21 protein-coding genes are annotated in these 22,109 nt (G+C 66.2%); 16 read left to right on the forward strand and 5 right to left on the reverse strand.

The window, feature by feature from the left end; translation table 11 throughout:
- Positions 1-302 precede the first annotated feature (302 nt).
- Positions 303-1,631, reverse strand: a complete 1,329-nt coding sequence (locus J3A66_RS14005; protein WP_209569532.1) for an MFS transporter — start codon at positions 1,629-1,631, stop codon at positions 303-305.
- A 220-nt stretch (positions 1,632-1,851) separates the two neighbouring features.
- Here J3A66_RS14005 and J3A66_RS14010 point away from each other — a divergent pair, with 220 nt between their 5' ends.
- From J3A66_RS14010 to J3A66_RS14055, 10 genes are all read left to right on the forward strand, one after another.
- Positions 1,852-3,063, forward strand: a complete 1,212-nt coding sequence (locus J3A66_RS14010) for a ubiquinol oxidase subunit II (protein WP_042467556.1) — start codon at positions 1,852-1,854, stop codon at positions 3,061-3,063.
- Positions 3,064-3,073: 10 nt separating this feature from the next.
- Complete coding sequence (gene cyoB / locus J3A66_RS14015; protein ID WP_031395866.1) at positions 3,074-5,074, forward strand: cytochrome o ubiquinol oxidase subunit I; 2,001 nt, start codon at positions 3,074-3,076, stop codon at positions 5,072-5,074.
- Positions 5,075-5,078: 4 nt separating this feature from the next.
- Complete coding sequence (gene cyoC, locus J3A66_RS14020; protein ID WP_042467557.1) at positions 5,079-5,723, forward strand: cytochrome o ubiquinol oxidase subunit III; 645 nt, start codon at positions 5,079-5,081, stop codon at positions 5,721-5,723.
- Positions 5,720-6,121 (forward strand): cytochrome o ubiquinol oxidase subunit IV, encoded by a 402-nt coding sequence (gene cyoD, locus J3A66_RS14025; protein WP_031395868.1) that lies wholly within the window; start codon positions 5,720-5,722, stop codon positions 6,119-6,121. The genes cyoC and cyoD overlap by 4 nt, the downstream gene beginning before the upstream one ends.
- A complete protein-coding gene (locus J3A66_RS14030) occupies positions 6,121-6,837 on the forward strand; it encodes an SURF1 family protein (protein ID WP_209569534.1) in 717 nt (238 codons plus the stop codon). Before cyoD ends, J3A66_RS14030 begins: the two co-directional genes overlap by 1 nt.
- Positions 6,838-6,912: 75 nt before the next feature.
- Positions 6,913-8,223, forward strand: coding sequence for an ATP-binding protein (locus J3A66_RS14035; RefSeq protein WP_042467562.1), 1,311 nt, complete (start codon positions 6,913-6,915; stop codon positions 8,221-8,223).
- 11 nt (positions 8,224-8,234) lie between these two features.
- Positions 8,235-8,768, forward strand: coding sequence for a response regulator transcription factor (locus tag J3A66_RS14040; protein ID WP_031395871.1), 534 nt, complete (start codon positions 8,235-8,237; stop codon positions 8,766-8,768).
- Positions 8,769-8,834: 66 nt separating this feature from the next.
- Entirely contained in the window at positions 8,835-9,872 is a 1,038-nt protein-coding gene (locus tag J3A66_RS14045; protein WP_348634055.1) for a spore photoproduct lyase family protein, read from the forward strand.
- A gap of 133 nt (positions 9,873-10,005) precedes the next feature.
- Complete coding sequence (locus tag J3A66_RS14050; protein WP_209569538.1) at positions 10,006-10,572, forward strand: NAD(P)H-dependent oxidoreductase; 567 nt, start codon at positions 10,006-10,008, stop codon at positions 10,570-10,572.
- Position 10,573: 1 nt separating this feature from the next.
- Positions 10,574-11,428 carry a pirin family protein gene (locus J3A66_RS14055; RefSeq protein WP_209569540.1) on the forward strand — a complete coding sequence of 285 codons (855 nt, stop codon included), beginning with the start codon at positions 10,574-10,576 and terminating at the stop codon, positions 11,426-11,428.
- Positions 11,429-11,550: 122 nt separating this feature from the next.
- On the opposite strand, the gene J3A66_RS14060 is transcribed toward J3A66_RS14055, so the two are convergent.
- Positions 11,551-13,479, reverse strand: coding sequence for a CocE/NonD family hydrolase (locus tag J3A66_RS14060; RefSeq protein WP_209569542.1), 1,929 nt, complete (start codon positions 13,477-13,479; stop codon positions 11,551-11,553).
- 143 nt (positions 13,480-13,622) lie between these two features.
- Between J3A66_RS14060 and J3A66_RS14065 the strand changes: the two genes are divergently transcribed.
- On the forward strand, positions 13,623-14,009 hold the full coding sequence (locus tag J3A66_RS14065) for a potassium channel family protein (protein WP_051916390.1): 387 nt from the start codon (positions 13,623-13,625) through the stop codon (positions 14,007-14,009).
- Here J3A66_RS14065 and J3A66_RS14070 read toward each other — a convergent pair.
- Positions 14,006-14,890: a LysR family transcriptional regulator gene (locus tag J3A66_RS14070; protein ID WP_209569543.1), complete on the reverse strand. Its 885-nt coding sequence runs from the start codon at positions 14,888-14,890 to the stop codon at positions 14,006-14,008. The two genes, J3A66_RS14065 and J3A66_RS14070, sit on opposite strands and share 4 nt — an antisense overlap.
- Positions 14,891-14,984: 94 nt before the next feature.
- Here J3A66_RS14070 and J3A66_RS14075 point away from each other — a divergent pair, with 94 nt between their 5' ends.
- Positions 14,985-16,502, forward strand: coding sequence for a CoA-acylating methylmalonate-semialdehyde dehydrogenase (locus J3A66_RS14075; RefSeq protein ID WP_209569545.1), 1,518 nt, complete (start codon positions 14,985-14,987; stop codon positions 16,500-16,502).
- 93 nt (positions 16,503-16,595) lie between these two features.
- On the opposite strand, the gene J3A66_RS14080 is transcribed toward J3A66_RS14075, so the two are convergent.
- The gene (locus J3A66_RS14080) at positions 16,596-16,913 is read right to left on the reverse strand and encodes a GIY-YIG nuclease family protein (RefSeq protein ID WP_209569547.1); all 318 of its coding nucleotides are present in this window, start codon (positions 16,911-16,913) and stop codon (positions 16,596-16,598) included.
- Between the two features lie 113 nt (positions 16,914-17,026).
- Here J3A66_RS14080 and J3A66_RS14085 point away from each other — a divergent pair, with 113 nt between their 5' ends.
- From J3A66_RS14085 to mmsB, 4 genes are all read left to right on the forward strand, one after another.
- Complete coding sequence (locus J3A66_RS14085) at positions 17,027-18,172, forward strand: acyl-CoA dehydrogenase family protein (RefSeq protein WP_209569549.1); 1,146 nt, start codon at positions 17,027-17,029, stop codon at positions 18,170-18,172.
- Between the two features lie 141 nt (positions 18,173-18,313).
- Positions 18,314-19,354: an enoyl-CoA hydratase/isomerase family protein gene (locus J3A66_RS14090; RefSeq protein ID WP_209569551.1), complete on the forward strand. Its 1,041-nt coding sequence runs from the start codon at positions 18,314-18,316 to the stop codon at positions 19,352-19,354.
- Between the two features lie 56 nt (positions 19,355-19,410).
- Entirely contained in the window at positions 19,411-20,187 is a 777-nt protein-coding gene (locus J3A66_RS14095) for an enoyl-CoA hydratase (RefSeq protein WP_209569553.1), read from the forward strand.
- A gap of 129 nt (positions 20,188-20,316) precedes the next feature.
- Complete coding sequence (gene mmsB, locus J3A66_RS14100) at positions 20,317-21,198, forward strand: 3-hydroxyisobutyrate dehydrogenase (protein WP_209569555.1); 882 nt, start codon at positions 20,317-20,319, stop codon at positions 21,196-21,198.
- Here mmsB and J3A66_RS14105 read toward each other — a convergent pair.
- On the reverse strand, positions 21,195-22,055 hold the full coding sequence (locus J3A66_RS14105) for a peptidylprolyl isomerase (protein ID WP_209569557.1): 861 nt from the start codon (positions 22,053-22,055) through the stop codon (positions 21,195-21,197). The genes mmsB and J3A66_RS14105 overlap by 4 nt on opposite strands.
- Positions 22,056-22,109 lie beyond the last annotated feature (54 nt).

The raw sequence follows: 22,109 nt of genomic DNA on the forward strand, positions 1-22,109 counted from the left end.
ATGGACAAAGGGGCACGCGGCGAGGGTGCCGCGTGGGAAACAGGTCGAATTGTGGTGCAGCGCTTCGGGACCGCAGCAAAATCATCGGTAGGTGAAGACCGGAGCAGGATCCCTGGACCCCGATCGTCTTCGATACCGCTCGGTATAGTAAGCGCGGGCGGGCGTCAATCGCCTTTTGTACCGACGGGTAGGGTTTCGACAGGGCCTGAAAACCGTAACGTCACCCGCCGCGGGTGCGGCGGGTGACGTCAGTCGTGCAGTCTGGATAGGCGGGCAGCTGGTAAGCCGGCCCGCCGGTCGGCTCAGCCCTCGTTGGCGCGCTTCGCCAGTTCCTTGTTCACGCCAAGCGCGATCAGCGTGCAGACCGCACCCGAGAACAGATAGGCACCGCTGGCCGCGAGGCCGAGCCTACTCGACAGGAGCAGTGCGGCGAGCGGGGCGAAGCCCGCACCGAACAGCCAGGCCAGATCGGTCGTCAGCGCCGACCCGGTATAGCGGTGCGTCTTGCCGAGGCTGGTCGCGAGCGAGCCCGAGGACTGGCCGAACGACAGGCCGAACAGCGCGAAGCCGACGATCATGAACACCCACTCACCGGTTGCGCCGCCATCGAGCAGCATCGGCGCGCCGATTGCGAACAGCGCGATTAGCACCGCGGTGCTGCCGAGCAGCGTGCGGCGACCGATGCGATCGGCGAGCAGCCCGGAAACGAGCGTCGCGCACAGGCCGATCGCTGCGCCGATCACCTCGATCGTCAGGAACCGGCCCGGCGTCTCGCGGGTGAACAGCACGATCCACGACAGCGGGAACACCGTCACCATGTGGAACAGCGCGAAGCTGGCGAGCGGGGCGAAGGCGCCGAGCACGATGGTGCGGCCTTCCGCGCGAATCGTGTCGAGCACGGGCGCCGGCTGCAGCGCACGTGATTCGAACAGCGTCGTGAACTCAGGGGTAACGACGAGGCGGAGACGGGCGAAGAGCGCGACGACGTTGATCGCGAAGGCCACGAAGAACGGATAGCGCCAGCCCCAGTCGATGAAGTCGGCGGCAGGCAGCGTCGCGACGAAGAAAGCGAACAGGCCGCTGGCCACCAGCAGGCCGAACGGCGCGCCAAGCTGTGGCAGCATCGCGTACCAGCCGCGGCGACCCTCGGGCGCGTTGAGCGAGAGCAGCGAGGCGAGACCGTCCCAGGCGCCCGCCAGCGCAATGCCCTGCGCGATACGCAGGATCGACAGCAGCACGACCGACCAGTTGCCGACCTGCGCATAGCCGGGGAGGAAGCCCATCGCCACAGTCGCCGTGCCGAGCAGGAACAGCGCGATCGTCAGCTTGGCGCTGCGGCCATAGAGCCGGTCGACCGCGATGAAGATCACCGACCCGAGCGGGCGTGCGATGAAGGCGAGCGCGAAGACCGCGAACGAGTAGATCGTCCCCTGCAGCCGGTCTACATAGGGGAAGACCAGCGTCGGGAAGACGATTACCGAGGCGATCGCATAGACGAAAAAGTCGAAAAATTCGGACGTGCGTCCGATGACGACGCCGATCGCGATCTCGCCCGGCGACACCTTTTTCCCGTGATCGTGAAGATCGCGGGCATCGTCTTCGAAAGACGTCGATGCGGCGTGTGCACTCATTCTCAAACTCGCTTCCGTGAGGCGGCTCGCCGCCCAATGGCCTTTTCGGACGGCGCACCGATCATACGCCTTTTCGTCGACTGCGGGCAGGGCCTTTCGGAGTCACACCGAGAGACCTATCTCTGTCGCATCATGAGCGCCATGCCTTTGCTGCAGTGCGGCGCCCATTGGACAAATTGTCCACTATGGAATGATCTAACAGCGGCGTAGGGGCGAGTACATGACCGCCGAGCTATCGAATTCCAGGCCCCGATCCTGGCTCTTACGCGCAGCAGCCCTGCTGCCCGCGCTGTTGATCAGTGGATGCAACTGGGTCGTGATGTCGCCATCTGGCGATATTGCGGTGCAGCAGCGTGACCTGGTCCTCATCTCCACCGGGCTGATGCTCATCATCATCGTCCCGGTGATCGCGCTGACGCTGTTCTTCGCCTATCATTACCGGCAGGCGAACAAGAGCGCCAAGTACGAGCCGACCTGGGATCACTCGGTCGGGCTTGAGCTGCTGATCTGGGGCGTGCCGCTGCTGATCATCATCGCGCTCGGCGCACTGACCTGGACCAGCACGCATCTGCTCGATCCCTATCGTCCGCTCGGCCGCATCTCGGCACAGAGTGGCGATATCGGCGAGAACACGCCGGTGGGGCAGCTCGCGGGCAACCAGCAGACGATCACGGGCGGCAAGCCGCTCGACGTCCAGGTGGTCGCGCTCGACTGGAAATGGCTGTTCATCTATCCCGAATACGGCATCGCGACGGTCAACGAACTGGCCGCGCCGGTCGATCGCCCGCTGCGGTTCAAGATGACCTCGTCCTCGGTCATGAACGCCTTCTACATCCCCGCGCTCGCCGGCATGATCTACACCATGCCCGGGATGGAGACGACGCTGCACGCGGTGATCAACAAGCCCGGCAATTACGAAGGCTTCTCGTCCAACTATAGCGGCGCAGGCTTTTCGGGCATGCGCTTCCGCTTCCACGGCGTGTCCGACGCGGGCTTCGATGCCTGGGTCGCGAAGGTCCGCAACGGCGGCGGCGGTCTGAACCGTGCGAATTACATGCAGCTCGAAAAGCCGAGCGAGAAGGTCCCGGTCCGCTATTTCGGCGGTGTCGAGAGTTCGCTGTTCAAGGCGATCGTCGAGCAGTGCGTGAAGCCCGGCAAGCCATGCATGTCGGACATGATGGGCAAGAACCCGCATGACGGCATGGCGATGCCCGGCGTCAATGGCGGCAGCGGGCCGCAGGATGCCGGCCCCCGACCCGAGGGCGGCTTGATGAAGGACGGCGACGAAAAGGGGAGCGGGAAACACTGGTCTGCGCCAGCCGACATAAAACGCGACGGCGCCAACGCCGCGCCCGGCTCGCCTGCCAACCGCAATCACACCATGCTGACCCCCTCAACCATGCCGGGCTCGCGCCCCGTCGCGAACGGCTAGAGAAAAGCTCATGTCAGACTCCATATTGAAGACGATCTTCGGCCGACTGACGCTGGAATCGCTGCCGCTGCATGAACCGATCGTCGTTGCGACGTTCGGCATGGTGGCGATCGGCGGTGCCGCGCTGCTGGCCGCGCTCACCTATTTCAAGGTTTGGGGCTATCTGTGGAACCAGTGGTTCACCAGCGTCGACCACAAGAAGATCGGGATCATGTACATGATCCTCGCGATCGTCATGCTGCTGCGCGGCTTCTCCGATGCGATCATGATGCGCCTGCAGCAGGCGATGGCGTTCGGGGGTAGCGAAGGCTATCTCAACGCGCATCACTATGACCAGGTCTTCACCGCACACGGCGTGATCATGATCTTCTTCGTGGCGATGCCGATGGTCACGGGTCTGATGAACTATGTCGTCCCGCTCCAGATCGGTGCGCGCGACGTGTCGTTCCCGTTCCTCAACAATTTCAGCTTCTGGATGACCGCGGCGGGTGCCGTGATCGTCATGATGTCGCTGTTCATCGGCGAGTTCGCGCGGACCGGGTGGCTCGCGATGCCGCCGCTGTCGGGGATTGCCTATTCGCCCGATGTCGGGGTCGATTATTATATCTGGGCGCTCCAGATCGCGGGCATCGGAACCTTGTTGTCCGGCGTCAATCTGGTCGCGACCATCGTCAAGATGCGTGCGCCCGGCATGGGCATGATGAAGATGCCGATCTTCACCTGGACCGCACTGTGCACCAACATCTTGATCGTCGCCGCCTTCCCGGTGCTGACCGCGGTGCTCGCGATGCTGTCGCTCGACCGGTACATCGGTACCGCGTTCTTCACGAACGACGCGGGCGGCAACCCGATGATGTACGTCAACCTGATCTGGATCTGGGGTCATCCCGAGGTCTACATCCTGGTCCTGCCGGCATTCGGCATCTTCTCGGAGGTCACCTCGACCTTCTCGGGCAAGCGCCTCTTTGGCTACAGCTCGATGGTCTATGCGACGCTCGTCATCACGATCCTGTCGTATCTCGTCTGGCTGCACCACTTCTTCACCATGGGGTCGGGGGCGAGCGTCAACTCGTTCTTCGGCATCACCACGATGATCATCTCGATCCCGACCGGGGCCAAGATCTTCAACTGGCTGTTCACCATGTACAAGGGGCGGATCCGGTTCGAACTGCCGATGATGTGGACGATCGCCTTCATGGTGACCTTCACGATCGGCGGCATGACCGGCGTCCTGCTCGCGGTGCCGCCTGCCGACTTCGTGCTGCACAACTCGCTGTTCCTGGTCGCGCATTTCCATAACGTAATCATCGGCGGCACGCTGTTCGGCATGTTCGCAGGGATCAACTACTGGTTCCCGAAGGCGTTCGGCTTCAAGCTGGACGAGAAGTGGGGCAAGGTCTCGTTCTGGTGCTGGGTGTCGGGCTTCTACTTCGCCTTCATGCCGCTCTATGTGCTCGGCCTGATGGGCGTGACCCGCCGCATGCGCTATTTCGACGATCCGAACCTGCAGATCTGGTTCGTCATCGCCGCCTTCGGTGCAGCACTGGTCGCGGTCGGCATCGCCGCCTTCCTGATCCAGATCTTCGTCAGCATCCGCAACCGAGAGGCGCTCGCCGATCACACCGGCGACCCCTGGGGTGGCCGGACGCTCGAATGGGCAACCTCGTCGCCGCCGCCCGACTATAACTTCGCATTCACGCCCGTCGTCCATGACCTGGATGCCTGGTACGACATGAAGGACCGCAAGCATCAGCGGCCGGTCAGCGGCTTCCGCGCGATCCACATGCCGAGCAACACCGGTACCGGCGTCGTGTTGGGCGTGCTCAGCATCGCCTTCGGCTTCGCGATGATCTGGTACATGTGGTGGCTGGCGGGTCTGACGCTGGTCGGGATCTTCGCCACGACGATCTTCCACACCTTCAACTACAAGCGCGACTTCTACATCCCGGTCGAGGACGTGATCGCCAGCGAGGACGCGCGCACCCGCATGCTCGCGACCCAGGGAGCCTGACGCGATGTCTTCGGTATCATTGAAGAAGGACGGTCTGGACGAGAAGGGTGAGCCCCTCTCGTTCTACCAGCTCGAAGAGCATCACCATCCCGAGGGCAGCAGCACGATGCTGGGCTTCTGGATGTACCTGATGAGCGATTGCCTCATCTTCGCGGTGCTGTTCGCGGCTTACGGCGTGCTCGGCACCAGCTATGCAGGCGGACCGACGCCCAAGGAGATCTTCGAGCTGCCGCTCGTCGCGGTGAACACTGCGATGCTGCTGTTCTCGTCGATCACCTATGGTTTCGCGATGCTGTCGATGGAGGAAGGACGTCAGCGCATCATGCAGATGTGGCTGGCCTTTACCGGGCTGTTCGGCCTCGCCTTCCTGTCGATCGAAATGTACGAGTTCGCCACCCTCATCCATGAGGGCGCGGGTCCGACCCGCAGCGCGTTCCTGTCGTCCTTCTTCACGCTGGTCGGCACGCACGGCCTGCACGTGACGATGGGCTTCATCTGGCTCGTCACGCTGATGGTGCAGGTGCAGAAGCACGGCCTGATTGCCGCGAACAAGCGCCGCCTGATGTGCCTCAGCATGTTCTGGCACTTCCTCGACGTCATCTGGATCGGCGTCTTCACCTTCGTCTATCTGATGGGTTCGCTGCGATGACCGACCGCCCCGCCACCGCGCACGACGCGCATGCCGACCATGCCCATGACGATCATGGGCATGGCGACGATCACGCATCGCACGGGACGCGCAAGAGCTACCTGAAGGGGTTCTTCCTCTCGGTCATCCTGACCGCGATCCCGTTCTGGGCCGTGATGACCGGTGCGTTCAAGGATCCGTCGACCGCCGCGCTGGTGATCATGCTGTTCGCGGTGATCCAGATCGTCGTCCACATGATCTACTTCCTGCACATGAACGGGAAGTCCGAGAATGGCTGGACGATGATGGCGCTGATCTTCACGATCATCCTCGTCGTGATCACGCTCAGCGGCTCGATCTGGGTCATGTATCACCTCAACACCAACATGATGCCGATGCAGGCCGCGGTAGATATGTGATGACAGGGCATGCCCGGCCGCGGCCGGCGATCTGGGTGGCGGGCTTCATCGCGCTGCTGCTGTTCGCCGGGTTCTGCGCGTTGGGTGTGTGGCAGGTCGAGCGTCGTGTCTGGAAGCTCGACCTGATCCGGCAGGTGGCCGCGCGGTCGCAGGCCGCACCGGTCGCGCCACCTGGCCCGGCGTACTGGCCGGCGATCACGGCGAGCAGCGATGCGTATCGCCGGATCCGGGTGAGCGGCGTCTTCGCGCATGACCGCACGACGCTGGTCCGCGCCGCGACCGCGCTCGGCAGCGGATACTGGGTGATGACGCCGCTGCGGACCGCACAGGGCTTCGATGTCCTGGTCAACCGCGGCTATGTCTCGCCCGAACAGCGCAGCGCCTATGCGCGGCCGACCGGCCCGGTCGCCGTGACGGGTTATCTGCGGATCACCGAACCCGGCGGCGGCTTCCTGCGCAAGAATGATCCCGCGACCGACAACTGGTATTCGCGCGACGTCGCTGCGATCGCGAGCACGCGCGGCCTTGGCCGCACGGCGCCCTATTTCATCGACGCGGACAAGGTCGGGGACGGCGCACCGGTCGGCGGCCAGACCGTCATCGCGTTTCCGAACAATCATCTCGTCTACATGCTGACATGGTTCGGCCTCGCCGCGATGACGGTGATCGGCTTCGTCGTATTCGTGCGCCACGATCGTCGTCGTGATAAGCGCTGACCGGCGACGTCGCGCGTTGAGTGCGTTGCAGGAGAGATGGACCGCGTGACGGCGCACGACACGATGAGATTGGCGATGGACTCCTCGCGGTGGCAGGCCTGGGTCAGCCGTGCGCGCGCGGATACCGATGCCGCGGGCAATGCAAACATGCGGCAGCTGGTCACGCTGCGCTGGATCGCGGTGGCGGGACAGCTGGTCACCGTGTTGACGGTCCGCTTCCTGCTGGGGATCGACCTGCCGCTGGTGCCGATGTTGATGGCGATGGCGGCGTCGGTCGCGCTCAACCTGGCGAGCATGCGGCTCTATGGCTGGCAGCGCGGGGCGAATGCGCAGCTGCTGCTCGCGATGCTGCTCGACGTCGGGTTGCTGACCGTCCAGCTCTACCTCAGTGGCGGCGCGACCAACCCATTCATCGCGCTGTATCTGTTGCAGGTCGTGCTGGGCGCGGTGCTGCTCGATCGCTGGTCGAGCTGGGCGATCGTCGGGGTGACGGGCGGGTGTTTCGCGCTGCTGACGATCCGGTATCGTCCGCTTGCCCTGCCAACCGATTATGCGGGCGAGTATTTCGCGCTCTACACGGTCGGGTCGCTGCTCAATTTCCTGCTCGTCGCGACGCTGCTGGTACTCTTCATGACACGGATCACGGGCAATCTGCGCGCCCGCGACGAGCATCTGGCGGATCTGCGCCAGCAGGCGGCGGAGGAGGATCATATCGTCCGCATGGGCCTGCTCGCCTCGGGCGCCGCGCACGAACTCGGCACGCCGCTCGCGTCGCTGGCGGTCATCCTCAACGACTGGAAGCGGATGCCCGCGCTCGCCACCGATGCGGGGATGCTCGAGGAGATCGGCGAGATGCAGGCCGAGGTCCAGCGGTGCAAGACGATCGTCACCAACATCCTCCTGGCGGCGGGCGAGGCGCGCGGCGAGGCACCCGAGGTCGTGCCGCTGCATGTCTTCCTCGACGCGATCGTCGAGGACTGGCGCGCGCTGCACGCCGGTGTCGAGTTCGACTATACCAGCCGGCTCGGCGATGATCCGCTGATCGTATCGGATCCTGCGCTCAAGCAGGTGATCGCCAACGTGCTCGACAATGCCGCCGAAGCATCGCCCGCCTGGGTCGGGTTTTCGGGTGAGCGGTCGGGCGATCATCTGGCGCTGATCGTCCGCGATCACGGACCGGGATTCACCCGCGACAAGCTGGCGAGCTTCGGCAAGCCCTATCAGTCGAGCAAGCGCGATCCCGGCCATGGCCTGGGCCTGTTCCTCGCGGTCAACGCGATGCGCAAGCTGGGGGGCAGCGTGGCGGTCGCCAACCGCGAGACGGGTGGCGCGGAAGTGACGTTGATGCTGCCGCTGGCGGCGATCGCCCTGGAGCGTGACGAATGAGCGAGCCCGATATCCCCCCGGTCAAGCGCCTCGTGATCGTCGAGGACGACGAGACGTTTGCGCGCACGCTGAAACGCTCGTTCGAGCGGCGCGGCTATGCGGTCCGGCTTGCGGCGAGCCATGAGGATCTGGTCGTGCTGCTCGCCGACGACGTGCCGCAATATGCGGTGGTCGACCTGAAGCTCGGCGGTGCGTCGGGGCTGGTCTGCGTCCAGACGCTGCACGCGCATGATCCCGATATACTCGTCGTCGTGCTGACCGGCTTTGCGAGCATCGCGACCGCGGTCGAGGCGATCAAGCTCGGCGCCTCGCATTATCTGGTCAAACCGTCGAACACCGACGACATCGAGGCGGCGTTCGACCGGACCGAGGGCAAGGTCGACACCGCGGTGACCGAACGTCGCGCGACGATCAAGACGCTCGAATGGGAGCGGATCCACGCGACGCTGGCGGAAACCGGGTTCAACATATCGGAGACCGCGCGGCAGCTCGGGATGCACCGGCGGACGCTCGCGCGCAAACTCGAGAAGCGGCCGGTCAAATAGCCGCAACGCTTGGCGTGGGGCGGGCGTTATGGTGCGATGGTGTCGCCCTCTTCCTCCCGCCTCTGGGTGCCGCGGCGCCTCCTCGCGACGCCGTCGTCGCTCCTCTGGGACCATGGCGAACATATCGTCACGCGCGCACATGCGCTGGACGTGGCGGTGACGACGCTGCCCAGCGATCGTCTCCGCCTCGACCTGCCCGACGATCCCCGGCAGCAATATGCGCAGGCGAAGGCGACGCTGGCGCTGGTCGTCGCCCCGCCGTCGAAACGCCGGTTGCAGCCGATCGCACCGAGTGCCGACTGGCGGATCGATCTTGCTGAGGGATGCCCCGCACATTGCGGCTATTGCTATCTCGCGGGGTCTCTGAAGGGGCCGCCGATCACGCGGGTCTATGCGAACCTGCCGGAGATCCTGGCCGAGCTTCCCGCGCATCTCGGGCAGGGGACGGTCACCTCGCGCTCCGCCACGCGCGCGCAGGAGGGCACGACGTTCGAGGCGTCCTGTTATACCGATCCGCTCGCGATCGATCACATCACCGGGTCGCTGTCCGCGCTGATCGCGCATTTCGGTGCGTGGGAGGCGGACGTGCAGCTGCGCTTCACGACGAAGTTCGACGCGGTCGAGCCGCTGCTCGCGCTCGATCACGCGGGGCGGACGCGGATGCGCGCCTCGATCAACCCCGCCGGCTATGCGCGGTTCGAGGGTGGGACGAGCCCGGTCGCGGCCCGGCTGGTCGCGCTGCGCCGGATGGCGGATGCCGGGTACAAGGTCGGGCTGACGATCGCGCCGATCATCGCCGCGGAGGGATGGCGCGACGCCTATGCCGAGCTGATCGCGCAGGCGGGGCAGGTGCTCGGCGATATCCCGGACCTCACGATCGAGCTGATCACGCATCGCTACACACCCGGGTCCAAGGCGGTGCTGCAGACTTGGTATCCCGGCTCGTCGCTCGATCTCGGCATGGCGAACCGCACCGAGAAGCGCACCAAGTTCGGCTCGGTCAAATATGTCTATGACGCGGACACGATGCGGGCGTTGCGCGCCTTCTTCGCCGACGAGATCGCGGCGCGCCTGCCCGAGGCGCGGATCCTCTACTGGACGTGATCGCCGTCCATCCGGTCAACACAGCGTTGCCGACCCTGCGCTGGTGGGCGCCGGTGCCGTCGCCTATCTGGATACCAAGATCTTGCCCGCCGCCGTCGCCCGGCGCTCGCGCGTGACAACAGGAGATTTCTGCATGCCCGTCCTTCTCGGTATTTCCGGCAGCCTGCGCCGCCAGTCGTTCAACGCCGCGATCCTCAATTCGCTCGCCGATGCGCTGGGGGACAAGGCGCCACTGCGGATCTTCCCGCTCAACGCGATCCCGATGTACGATCAGGATGCCGATACCGACACGCCACCCGAGGCGGTCGCCGCACTGCGCGCCGCGATTGGCGAGGCGGACGGGATCGTGATTGCGTCGCCCGAATATAATCACGGCATGCCCGGCGTGCTGAAGAACGCGCTCGACTGGGCGTCGCGGCCTTATGGCAAGGCAACCCTGACGGGGAAGCCGGTGTTCACACTGACCTCGTCGCCGGGCGCGGTCGGCGGTGCGCGTGCGCAGGCGCAGCTGAACGAGACACTGGCGTCGATCGGCGCGCGCACGCTGCTGCGGCCGCAATCGGTGATCGGTGCGGTGCACGAGAAGATCGCCGACGGGCGGCTGAGCGACACGTCGACGCTCGACTTCCTGTTGAGCGGTATCGACGCCCTGCTGAAGGAGATCGCGCGGCCCGCCTCGGCCGTGCGCGAGGCGAACTGAGATGCGGCGCGTGCTGCGGACCTATCCCGCCCAGCGTGACGATATCGCCGATCTCGTCACGCGGCGCCCGCTGCCGGGGCCGCAGCTGCCGCAGGTCGATCCGTTCCTGTTCCTCAACCATCATGGGCCGCAGACCTATCGGCCCGGCAATAACGGCCTGCCGTTCGGGCCGCATCCGCATCGCGGGTTCGAGACGGTCAGCTTCATCCTGAGCGGCGAAATGGCGCATCTCGACAGCGGTGGGCACGAAAGCGTGATGCAGGCGGGCGGGGTGCAGTGGATGACCGCGGGGTCGGGGCTGATCCATGCGGAGGTCTCGCCCGCGTCGTTCAAGCGCGACGGCGGGCCGCTCGAGATCCTGCAGCTGTGGGTCAACCTGCCGGGGCGGCTGAAGATGACCAAGCCTGCCTATACCGGGCTTCAGCGTGAGGATATTCCGGCGGTCGCCGTCGAGGGCGGTGTCGTGAATGTCATCGCGGGGACGTTTGAAGGGCAGGCGGGGCCGGTTGAGTCGCTGACGGGAGTCGCGATGATGACGGTCGAGCTGGCGGCCGGGGGCAAAGTGACACTGCCTGCGCCGCGCGGTCGCAGCGTATTCTTCTATGTGATCGAGGGGCGGCCCGAGGTTGGCGGTACGGTCGTCGAGCCGTGGCATCTCGTCACGTTCGGTGAGGACGGTGATACGGTCGAGGTCGCGGCGTCAGGTCCGGTGCGGCTGGTGTTCGGCCATGCGGATCCGATCGACGAGCCGGTCGTGGCGCACGGGCCGTTCGTGATGACGACGCGCGAGGAGATCGGCGAGGCGATCCGCGATTACCAGGCGGGGCTGTTCGGGCCTGCGCCGGTTATCGCCTAGGCCCTTACCCGTCATCCCCGCGAAGGCGGGGATCCAGACTGGCTGGCCTCAGTAACAAAGCCTTGAGGTCAGCCAGTCTGGGTTCCCGCCTTCGCGGGAATGACGGTGGTGGGGCGGGGGGCTTACTTCGCCAGCACGGCCGACTGGTCGACCGCGACCACCGGCAGCCACACCGCGCTGGCCGTCGCGCCGCCGCGTTCGATCGTTACCGTCGCCTTCTTGTAGTCCGCCTTCTTCGCGAGGAAGATGTTGGGGACGAAGGTCTGCGGGTTGCGGTCGTAGAGCGGGAACAGGCTCGACTGGACCTGCACCATGATCCGGTGACCCGGCTGGAACACGTGGTTCACGGTCGGCAGGCGGAACTTGTAGCGCTGCGTCTTGCCGGCAGGAATCGCACTCGGCTTGGCGAAACTGTCGCGGTAGCGGCCGCGGAAGATGTCGAGGCTGATCGGCAGTTCATAGCCGCCCATCTTCGGATCGCTCGCGACCTCGTCGGGATAGACGTCGATCACCTTGACGACGAAGTCGGCATCGGTGCCGGTCGTCTTGGCATAGATGTCCGCGATCGGTGCGCCCGACACGCGCACCGGGGTCGTCAGCACCTCGGTCGTGTAGGTCATCACGTCGGTGCGACCATCGACGCCGCGCTGGTCGCTGACCAGCCAGTCGCCCCAGCGGCCGTCGCCGAAATTGACCGGCCTCGGCAGATGCGGGACGGGCTTGGCGGGGTCGGAGACATAGCTGTCGCCGCCGCTCGCCGCCTTGGTGAAGCCCAGCCCGCCCTCTGCGCCGAGGTAGATCGGCTTAAGCGGCGCGGCACAGCCGCTCTCGCAGGCGAGTGGCCAGGTCGAGAGCTTGTCCCAGTGATTCTCGCCGGTGTTGTAGATCGCGGCGGCGGGCAGCGTGACCGCGGGGCCGTCCTTCAGATACTGGTCGAACATCGGCAGCACCATCTGTTCGCGGAACTGCTGCGCCGTGTCGCCGTCCCACTGGAACGGGCCGAGGCTGCGGCCGTCGCGATTGACCTGGCTGTGCCGCCACGGACCCATAACGAGATGGTTGTTACCCATCTTGCCCTTCGCCTTCAGCGCCTCCCACGCGGTGATCGCGCCGTACATGTCCTCCTGATCCCATAGCCCCTGTTCCCAGAGCGTCGGCACGTTCGAAGGGTTGGCGGCGAGCAACTTGTCGAGCGCCTGGCCCTGCCAGAATGCGTCATAGGCGGGATGTGCGACCATGCGCTGCCAATAGGGAAGCTGGTCGTAGCCCGACGCCTTGGCCCAGTCGCCCGCCGAGCCGATGCGACGGAAATTCTCGTAATCGTCATAGCCGCCCGTCGGCGGCGCCTTGCCCGCGCCCTTGTAGCCGGTCTGGCCGCCGAGCCAGGCGATGTTGGCGAGGCGGAACGCGCCGTAATGGAACCAGTCGTCGCCCATCCAGCCGTCGATCATCGGGCTTTCTGGCACCGCGGCCTTGAGCGCAGGGTGCGGGTTGAGCAGCGCCATGACGACGGTGAAGCCCTCATAGGACGAGCCGATCATGCCGACGCGGCCGTTCGATTCGGGCAGGTTCGCCTTGTTCACCAGCCAGTCGATCGTGTCATAGGCGTCGGTGACATGATCGACCTTGGTCGGGTTGAGCGGGCCGATCACCGGGCGCGTGACGACATACTCGCCCTCCGAGCCATATTTGCCGCGGACGTCCTGATAGACGCGGATATACCCGCCCTTGACGAACATCTCGTCGGCAAGCGGCAGCGTCGAGAGGATGCTCGGGCTGTCCATCCGCGTCGCGCGCGACTTCGCGTCATACGGCGTGCGCGTCAGCACGATCGGCGCATTGGTCAGACCCTTGGGATAGACGATGACGGTGTAGAGCTTCGTCCCGTCGCGCATCGGGACCATCACCTCGCGCTTGACGTAGTCGCGGTTGGCGGTGGCGGGGACGAATTTCGCGGGAACATCGCCGCCGGCGGGAGCAGTCTGGGGCACCTGCGCCGACGAAACGGTGGCGAGCGCGATCGAGGCAAGAAGGACGAGCTTGAGGGTCATGAAACGCTCCGGAAGAGGATGCGGCCAAGCTAGGCGCAATTGTCGCGCGGGGGCAATCGGGTTCGTGATCGATCAGCCGCGTGCGTACCGCTTGAAATGTCGGCCACTTGCTGGATGATGCGCCGAAACAACCGGGGGGTATCATGGCGCGCAGGGCAAAGGGATCGTGGCGGCCGTTCATCCAGGCGTTGCCGATCCTGATCGTCGGCTATGTCTCGACCATCCTGATCTGCGCGGTGCTGTTTGCGACGTTCGAGGGCAAGCCGGTCGATGTCGGCATCTGGTGGTCGTTCGTGACCGCGATGACGATCGGCTATGGCGACGTGTTTCCCGTGACGATGGGGGGCAAGATCGTCGCGGTCGCACTGATGCATGCGGTGCCGCTGTTCCTCGTGCCGCTGCTGACCGCGAAGATGGCGGCCAAGATGATCGTCGACAGCGACGCCTTCACGCATGCCGAGCAGGAGGAGATCAAGCTGGCGCTCGCGCGGATCGAGGCGATCCTTTCGCGCGAGCCGCGTCAGCCCTAGTCGGCGACCAGCACCGCGCGCTCGCGGCCGACGAGTGCGACGAGCCAGTCGGTAAAAGCGCGGATCGCGTCGAAACGGCCGGTGTCCTGGTGCGTGACCAGCCAGAAGGCGCGGCTGATGCGGATGTCGGGGAGGATCGCGACAAGCCCGGGATAGGCCTCGCCGATGAAGCAAGGGAGCACGCCGATGCCGGCGCCGGCCGCGATCATGTGCGCCTGCGCGTTGATGCTCGACGAACGCAGCACGGGGTCGCGGACGCCCGGGATCTCGTCGAGATAGCGCAGCTCGGGCGCATAGACGAAGTCGGGGACATAGCCGATCATCCGCCGGTCGCGCAGGTCGGCGATGCCGTGCACCGGACCGTGCGCCGCGAGATGCTCCGCCGATGCGTAGAGCCGCAGCGTATAGTCGGTGAGCTTGCGCGTCCGCAGTGGACCGCGGCGCGGGCGTGCGAGCAGGACCGCGACGTCGGTCTCGCGCCGCGTCGGGTTGAGGAAGCCGCTGGTCGCGACGAGATCGACCGCGAGCTTGGGATGCGCCTGCGCGAGCGTGCCGAGATGTCGGCTGACGAACCAGGTGCCGAACCCTTCGGCGACGCTGACGCGGATCGTGCCGTCGACCTCGGTCCGGCCCGCAGGCGGGGTACGGATGTCCGACGCGATCGCCGCCATCGCGGTCGCGCGCGCGAGCAGGTCTTCGCCCGCGCTGGTCAGGATCTGGCCGTCGGGGCCCTGCTCGAACAGCCGCTGGCCGACCGCGGTCTCGAGCCGGCGGAGTCGGCGGCCGACCGTCGTCGCATCGACGCCGAGACTCGCCGCGGCACGGCCAAGCTGCTGCGCGCGGGCGACTTCAAGGAAGATCGGCAGGTCGCTCCAGTCCATGCCGACTGCAAATATGCAGCTCAGGGCTGCAAGTCTATCGCTTGTGTCGCAGGCGAGGCAGTGGTGTAGAGGCCGCAAAACAAGGAGAGGCGCCATGACCGTTCGCACCATCGAGCATCTGATCGCAGGCGGCACCGCGGGTGGACCGTCCTCCGGCGGCGGCCGTAGCGGCGACGTGTTCGATCCCAATAGCGGCGAAATCCAGGCGCGCGTGACGCTCGGCACGCAGGCCGATCTCGACCGGGCAGTCGCCGCCGCGCACAAGGCGCAGCCGGGCTGGGCGGCGACCAACCCGCAGCGCCGCGCGCGCGTGATGTTCGAGTTCAAGCGGCTCGTCGAGGAGAACATGGACGAACTCGCGCGTCTGCTGTCGTCCGAGCACGGCAAGGTGATCGCGGATTCGAAGGGCGATATACAGCGCGGGCTCGAGGTGATCGAGTTCTGCTGCGGCATCCCGCACATTCTCAAGGGCGAGTACACGCAGGGCGCGGGGCCTGGGATCGACGTCTATTCGATGCGCCAGCCGCTCGGCATCGGCGCCGGCATCACCCCGTTCAACTTCCCCGCGATGATCCCGCTGTGGATGAGCGGCGTCGCGATCGCGACGGGCAACGCGTTCATCCTGAAGCCGAGCGAGCGCGATCCGTCGGTGCCGGTGCGGCTGGGCGAATTGTTCCTCGAGGCGGGGCTGCCCGAGGGGATCTTCCAGGTCGTCCACGGCGACAAGGAGATGGTCGACGCGATCCTCGATCATCCGGCGATCAGTGCGGTCAGCTTCGTCGGCTCGTCCGACATCGCGCATTACGTGTACCGCCGCGGCGTCGAGGCGGGCAAGCGCGTCCAGGCGATGGGCGGGGCGAAGAACCACGGCATCGTGATGCCCGACGCGGATCTCGACCAGGTCGTCGCCGATCTGTCGGGCGCGGCGTTCGGGAGCGCCGGCGAGCGGTGCATGGCGCTGCCGGTGGTTGTGCCAGTCGGCGAGAAGACCGCGATTGCGCTGCGCGAGAAGCTGATCCCGGCGATCGCTGCACTGCGCGTGGGTGTTTCGACCGACAATGACGCGCATTACGGGCCGGTGGTGAACGCAGCGCATCGCAGCCGGATCGAGAACTGGATCCAGACGGGTGTCGACGAGGGCGCAGAGCTGGTCGTCGATGGGCGCGGGTTCGAGCTGCAGGGGCATGAGAAGGGGTTCTTCATCGGGCCGTCGCTGTTCGATCACGTCACCACGGAGATGTCGGCGTACAAGGAGGAGATCTTCGGGCCGGTCCTCCAGATCGTCCGCGCCAAGGATTTCGAGGAGGCGGTGCGCCTGCCGAGCGAGCATCAATATGGCAACGGCGTCGCGATCTTCACGCGCAACGGCCACGCCGCGCGCGAATTTGCCGCACGGGTGAACGTCGGGATGGTCGGTATCAACGTGCCGATCCCGGTGCCGGTCGCGTATCACACGTTTGGCGGGTGGAAGCGTTCGGCGTTCGGCGACACCAACCAGCACGGCATGGAGGGCGTGAAGTTCTGGACCAAGGTCAAGACGATCACGCAACGCTGGCCCGATGGCGGGGTTGGCGACGCGGCGAATGCGTTCGTCATTCCGACGATGGGGTGATCGGGTGCGGCGTTTCCTCCCCGTCATCCTGGACTTGATCCAGGATCCAGATCCATCGAGCGCAACGCCCGTGGCTCTGGATCCTGACTTTCGTCAGGATGACGGGGTGGGGAGGGGGTCGAAGCCCCAGTCCTCGGCCAGATCGCGCCAGGTTGGGTTGTCCGTCTCGATCAGCGTGGTCTTCCACGACCGCTTCCAGACCTCCAGCTGCTTCTCGCGTGTGATCGCCGCGTCCATTGTGTCGGCCATCGCAAACCAGACCAGCCGATTCACGCCGTATCGCTTTGAGAACCCCTCTAACATGCCGTCGCGGTGCTGAACGATCCGCGCCATCAGGTCGGACGTCACGCCGATGTAGAACGTTCCGTTGCGCCCGCTCGCCATGATATAGACCGCGGGTTGCCTAGCCATATCCTTCCCCCACCCCGTCATCCTGACGAAAGTCAGGATCCAGAGCCACAGGCGCCAGCATTCGCCGCTCTGGATACTGGGTCGAGCCCAGTATGACGACACAGGAAAGCCCGATGACCAACCAGTTCGACCTCACCGACGACCAGCGCGAGATCCAGGAGCTCGCGCGCCGCTTCACCGCCGACCGGATCACCCCGCATGCGGCTGAGTGGGACGAGAAGCACATCTTCCCGCGCGACACGATCAAGGCGGCGGCCGAGCTCGGTTTCGCGGCGATCTATGTCAGCGAGGAGAGCGGCGGGATCGCGCTCGGGCGCCTCGAAGCCGCGCTGATCATGGAGGCGATGTCGTATGGCTGCCCGTCGACGAGCGCGTTCATCAGCATCCACAACATGGCGGCGTGGATGATCGACCGGTTCGGCTCGGCCGCGGTGAAGGACAAGTATCTGCCCGATCTCGTCACGATGGACCGGCTGGCGAGCTATTGCCTGACCGAGCCGGGCTCTGGCTCGGACGCCGCGGCGCTCAAGACGCGCGCGGTGCGGGACGGTGACGACTGGATCGTGACGGGCTCGAAGCAGTTCATCTCGGGCGCAGGCGAGAACGAGGTGTACGTCACCATGGTCCGCACCGGGGAGGACGGGCCGAAGGGCATCTCCTGCCTGGTGATCGAGAAGGACATGCCCGGCGTGTCGTTCGGCGCGAACGAGAAGAAGCTCGGCTGGCATTCGCAGCCGACGCGGCAGGTGATCTTCGACGGCGTCCGTGTGCCGGGCGCCAACATGGTCGGCGGCGAGGGCGAGGGCTTCCGGATCGCGATGATGGGGCTCGACGGCGGGCGGCTGAACATCGGTGCGTGCTCGCTCGGCGGCGCGCAGCGGTGTCTCGACGAGGCGATCGCCTATACGCGCGACCGCAAGCAGTTCGGCAAGCCGATCGCGGACTTCCAGAACACGCAGTTCATGCTGGCGGACATGGCGACCGAACTCGAGGCGGCGCGTGCGCTGCTCTACATGGCGGCGGCCAAGGTCACGGCGAACGCGCCCGACAAGACCAAGTTCGCGGCGATGGCGAAGCGGCTGGCGACCGACACCGGCTCGTCGGTGGTCGACCGCGCATTGCAGCTGCACGGCGGCTACGGGTATCTGCAGGATTACCCGATCGAACGCTTCTGGCGCGACCTGCGCGTGCATTCGATCCTCGAGGGCACCAACCAGGTGATGCGCATGATCGTCGGTCGCGAGCTGACCCGGCAATGATGACTATGGCCACCGACTGCCGAATAGCAGCCACCCCGGCGGAGGCCGGGGTCCAGGTGGGGGACGCGAATCGGCTTGGTGACATCCTCTGTTACATCGACCTTTCCAACTGGACCCCGGCCTTCGCCGGGGAGGTAATTTATGAATGACCTGATCACGACCGTCGAAGGCCCGATCGGGCGTATTCGGCTGAACCGGGCCAAGGCGTTGCACGCGCTCAATCTGGCGATGTGCGAAGGCGTGCTGGAGGCGCTCGAGGCGTGGCGCGGGGATGCGTCAGTTGAGGCGATCATCGTGGATCATGCCGAGGGGCGCGGGTTCTGCGCCGGGGGCGATATCCGGATGCTCGCCGCGTCGGGAGCCGGCGACGGCGCCGAAGCGCGCGCGTTCTTTCACGCCGAGTATCGGATGAACCACCGGCTGTTCGTCTATGCCAAGCCGATCGTCGCGTTCATGGACGGGATCACGATGGGCGGCGGCGTCGGGCTCGCCTTGCCGTGCACGTACCGGGTGGCGACCGAGAACACGAAGTTCGCGATGCCCGAGACGGGGATCGGGCTGTTCCCCGATGTCGGCGGTGGCTGGTATCTGTCGCGGCTGCCCGGGCGGATCGGGCAGTATCTCGCGCTGACCGGGCATCGGCTCGATGGCGCGGAGTGCGCAGCGCTGGGGCTGGCGACGCATTATCTACCGAGCGAGACGCTCGACACCGCCAAGGCGCGGATCGCGGAAGCACCGCAGGATATTGCTGGCGTTCTGAACGCGCTGTCGACCGAGGCACCCGAAGCGGCGATACTTGCGCGCAAGGACGATATCGACCGGCTGTTCGCGTCCGATGTGCTCGAGGAAATCTATGCCGCGCTCGACGCCGATGGTGGCGAGTGGGCCGCCAAGACGCTCGCGACGCTCAGGACAAAGTCGCCGCAGACGATGAAGGTGTCGCTCCGGCTGCTCCGCGAAGGCGCGGCGATGGCGAGTTTCGCGGATGAAATGAAACAGGAATATGCGGTCGGCGCGCATGTCGTGCAGCGGCACGATTTCATCGAGGGCGTGCGCGCGGTGATCGTCGACAAGGACAATGCGCCGCGCTGGGATCCGGCGACGCCCGAGGGTGTGAGCGATCACGTGATCGACCAGATCTTCGCGCCGTTGCCTGAGGCCGAGGCGTGGACGCCGGGCTAATCCGTCATCCTGACGAAAGTCGGGATTCAGGATGACGATGCTTATTGGAGACTGAGATGGCCGATTACGAAACGATCCTCGTCGAGCAGCGCGGTGCGGTGACGCTCGTCACGCTCAACCGGCCGCAGGCGCTCAACGCGCTCAACTCGCAGGTGCTTGCCGACCTGATCGCCGCGTTCGCCGCGTTCGATGCTGATCCGTCGCAGGGCTGCGCGGTGCTGACCGGTTCGGCCAAGGCGTTCGCGGCGGGGGCGGACATCAAGGAGATGCAGAGCCAGGGCTTTGCCGACATGTATGCGAGCAACTTCTTCGCCGGCTGGGAGCAGGTGACGCGGACGCGCAAGCCGATCATCGCCGCGGTCGCGGGCTATGCGCTGGGCGGCGGTTGCGAGGTCGCGATGATGTGCGACTTCATCCTCGCCGCCGACACCGCCAAGTTCGGCCAGCCCGAGATCAAGCTCGCCGTCTCCCCCGGCATGGGCGGGTCGCAGCGGCTGACGCATGCGGTCGGCAAGGCCAAGGCGATGGAGATGGTGCTGACCGGGCGGATGATGGATGCGGTCGAGGCCGAGCGCGCAGGGCTGGTCTCGCGGATCATCCCCGCCGACGAGCTGGTCGAGGAAGCGGTAAGGACCGCCGCGACGATCGCCGCGATGGCGCCGCTCGCGGTGCTGGCGAACAAGGAGATGGTCAACGCGGCGTTCGAGACGGGGCTCGCCATGGGTGTCCAGTTCGAGCGGCGGCTGTTCCACGGGCTGTTCGGCACCGCGGACCAGAGCGAAGGCATGGCCGCATTCGTCGAGAAGCGCGCGGGGGCCTGGACGGGCAAGTAGCGCGGCCACCCGTCATCCTGACGAACGTCAGGACCCAGGGTTACGGGCGCCGGCGGTGTTTGGCTCTGGGTCCTGACTTTCGTCAGGATGACGAGGTTGGAGCACCGCGGCAGATTTAGGAGAGAGAACATGGCACGCATCGGATTCATCGGGCTCGGCAACATGGGCGGCGGGATGGCCGCGAACCTCGCGAAGAACGGCCATGACGTCCACGCATTCGACCTGAGCGCCGACGCGCTGGCCAGGGCGAAGGTCGCGGGTTGCCTGCCCGTCGCCTCCGCCGCCGAGGCCGCGGACGGAGCGGAGGCGATCGTGACGATGCTGCCGGCGGGCAAGCACGTCGCCGACGTGTATGACGCGCTGTTCGGCATTGCGGCGCCGACCGCGATCCTGATCGACTGTTCGACGATCGACGTCGCGACCGCGAAACAGGTCGCCGACGCCGCGCAGGCCAAGGGGCTCGCCGCGGTCGATGCGCCGGTCTCCGGCGGGATTGGTGCTGCCAATGCGGGCACGCTCACCTTCATGGTCGGCGGTTCGGCGGCGGCGTTCGAGCGCGCCGAACCGATCCTAGCGGCGATGGGCAAGGCGGTAATCCATGCCGGCGCGAACGGCGCGGGGCAGGCGGCGAAGATCTGCAACAACATGATTCTGGGCGCGACGATGATCGCGACCTGCGAGGCGTTCGTGCTCGCGGACAAGCTCGGGCTCGACGCGCAGGCCTTTTACGACATTGCGAGCGTGTCGTCGGGGCAGAGCTGGTCGATGACGAGCTATGCGCCGCTGCCGGGGATCGGCCCCGACACCCCCGCCGACCACGACTATCAGGGCGGGTTCGCGGCGGCCCTGATGCTGAAGGACCTGCGGCTTGCGATGGCGGCGGCGCAGGATGTCGGCGCCGACACGCCGATGGGCGCGAAGGCGGCGGAGCGCTACGAGGCGTTCGCCGAGGCCGGGCAGGGCGGGCTCGACTTCTCCGCGATCATCCGCACGCTGCGCAGCGACGCCTAGCCCGGCGTGCGGCGGACCGGCGGGAGCGCGTTGCAGATATCCGCACCGCCCGCCGGCACCGTGAAGAACGGCGGCGTCCGATTCTCACGCCCCGCGATCCAGGCGGTGAAGCGCGGGTTCGCCGTTGCGCGGTACTGGAAGTGCGGGCGGGTGGCGGCGGGAAGGTCGCTCGCCAGCCGCGCCGAGACGATCGGGCTGCGCTCGGCAGGCGTGGCGTAGAAGCCGAGCTCGCCCGTCCCGCGCGGCAGCGACGACAGCCACTCGATCCCGTCGACCACCCGCCCGACGACCGCGATGTTGCGGTCGAGCGCCCGCGGCGCATGGCCGATCACGGTGTAGAGCTCGGCGCCGCTGCCGACGCTAGGCGCCAGATCACGCGCAACGCCGACCATCCCGTAGCAATGCGGCAGCCATTGCCGATCGCCCGACCCGGCAAGCGGCCAGCCATCCGCGCTGTAGCCCGCCCATTCGGCATAGGGATCGCGCTTGGCGAGCCGCACGATCGCGGTCGGCCCGGGCATGTCATATTCGGCGGCGATCCCGTCCGCGACGCCGGGGACGAGCGGCTTCTTCTCGGTCGCATCACCCCATTGCGCGACGTAATTGTCCTGCACGCGGTACACGCTCGTCGCGCTGTCCCACCAGCGCGCGCGGGCGAGCGCGCGGATGTTGGCGACGTGCGCGGGCGCATAGGCGGGCGCGAGGCGAAGCGTGAAGCTATGCCCGTTCGCCAGCGTGGAGACGAGAATCTCGTCATCGGGCACCGCGACCCAGTCCGCCGCGACCGGATCGGACGGCAGCGGTGTCGGCACCGGCGTGGCTTGGGCGAGGGCGGCGGCGAGTAGGGCGGTGATCATCGCCGTGAGACTGCCCGAGTGCCGCGCATCACGCAATCGCTTGCGCCGCAGCCA

Origin of the sequence: Sphingomonas sp. PvP018, from assembly GCF_017876865.1 — a bacterium.
GTDB lineage: Bacteria > Pseudomonadota > Alphaproteobacteria > Sphingomonadales > Sphingomonadaceae > Sphingomonas > Sphingomonas aerolata.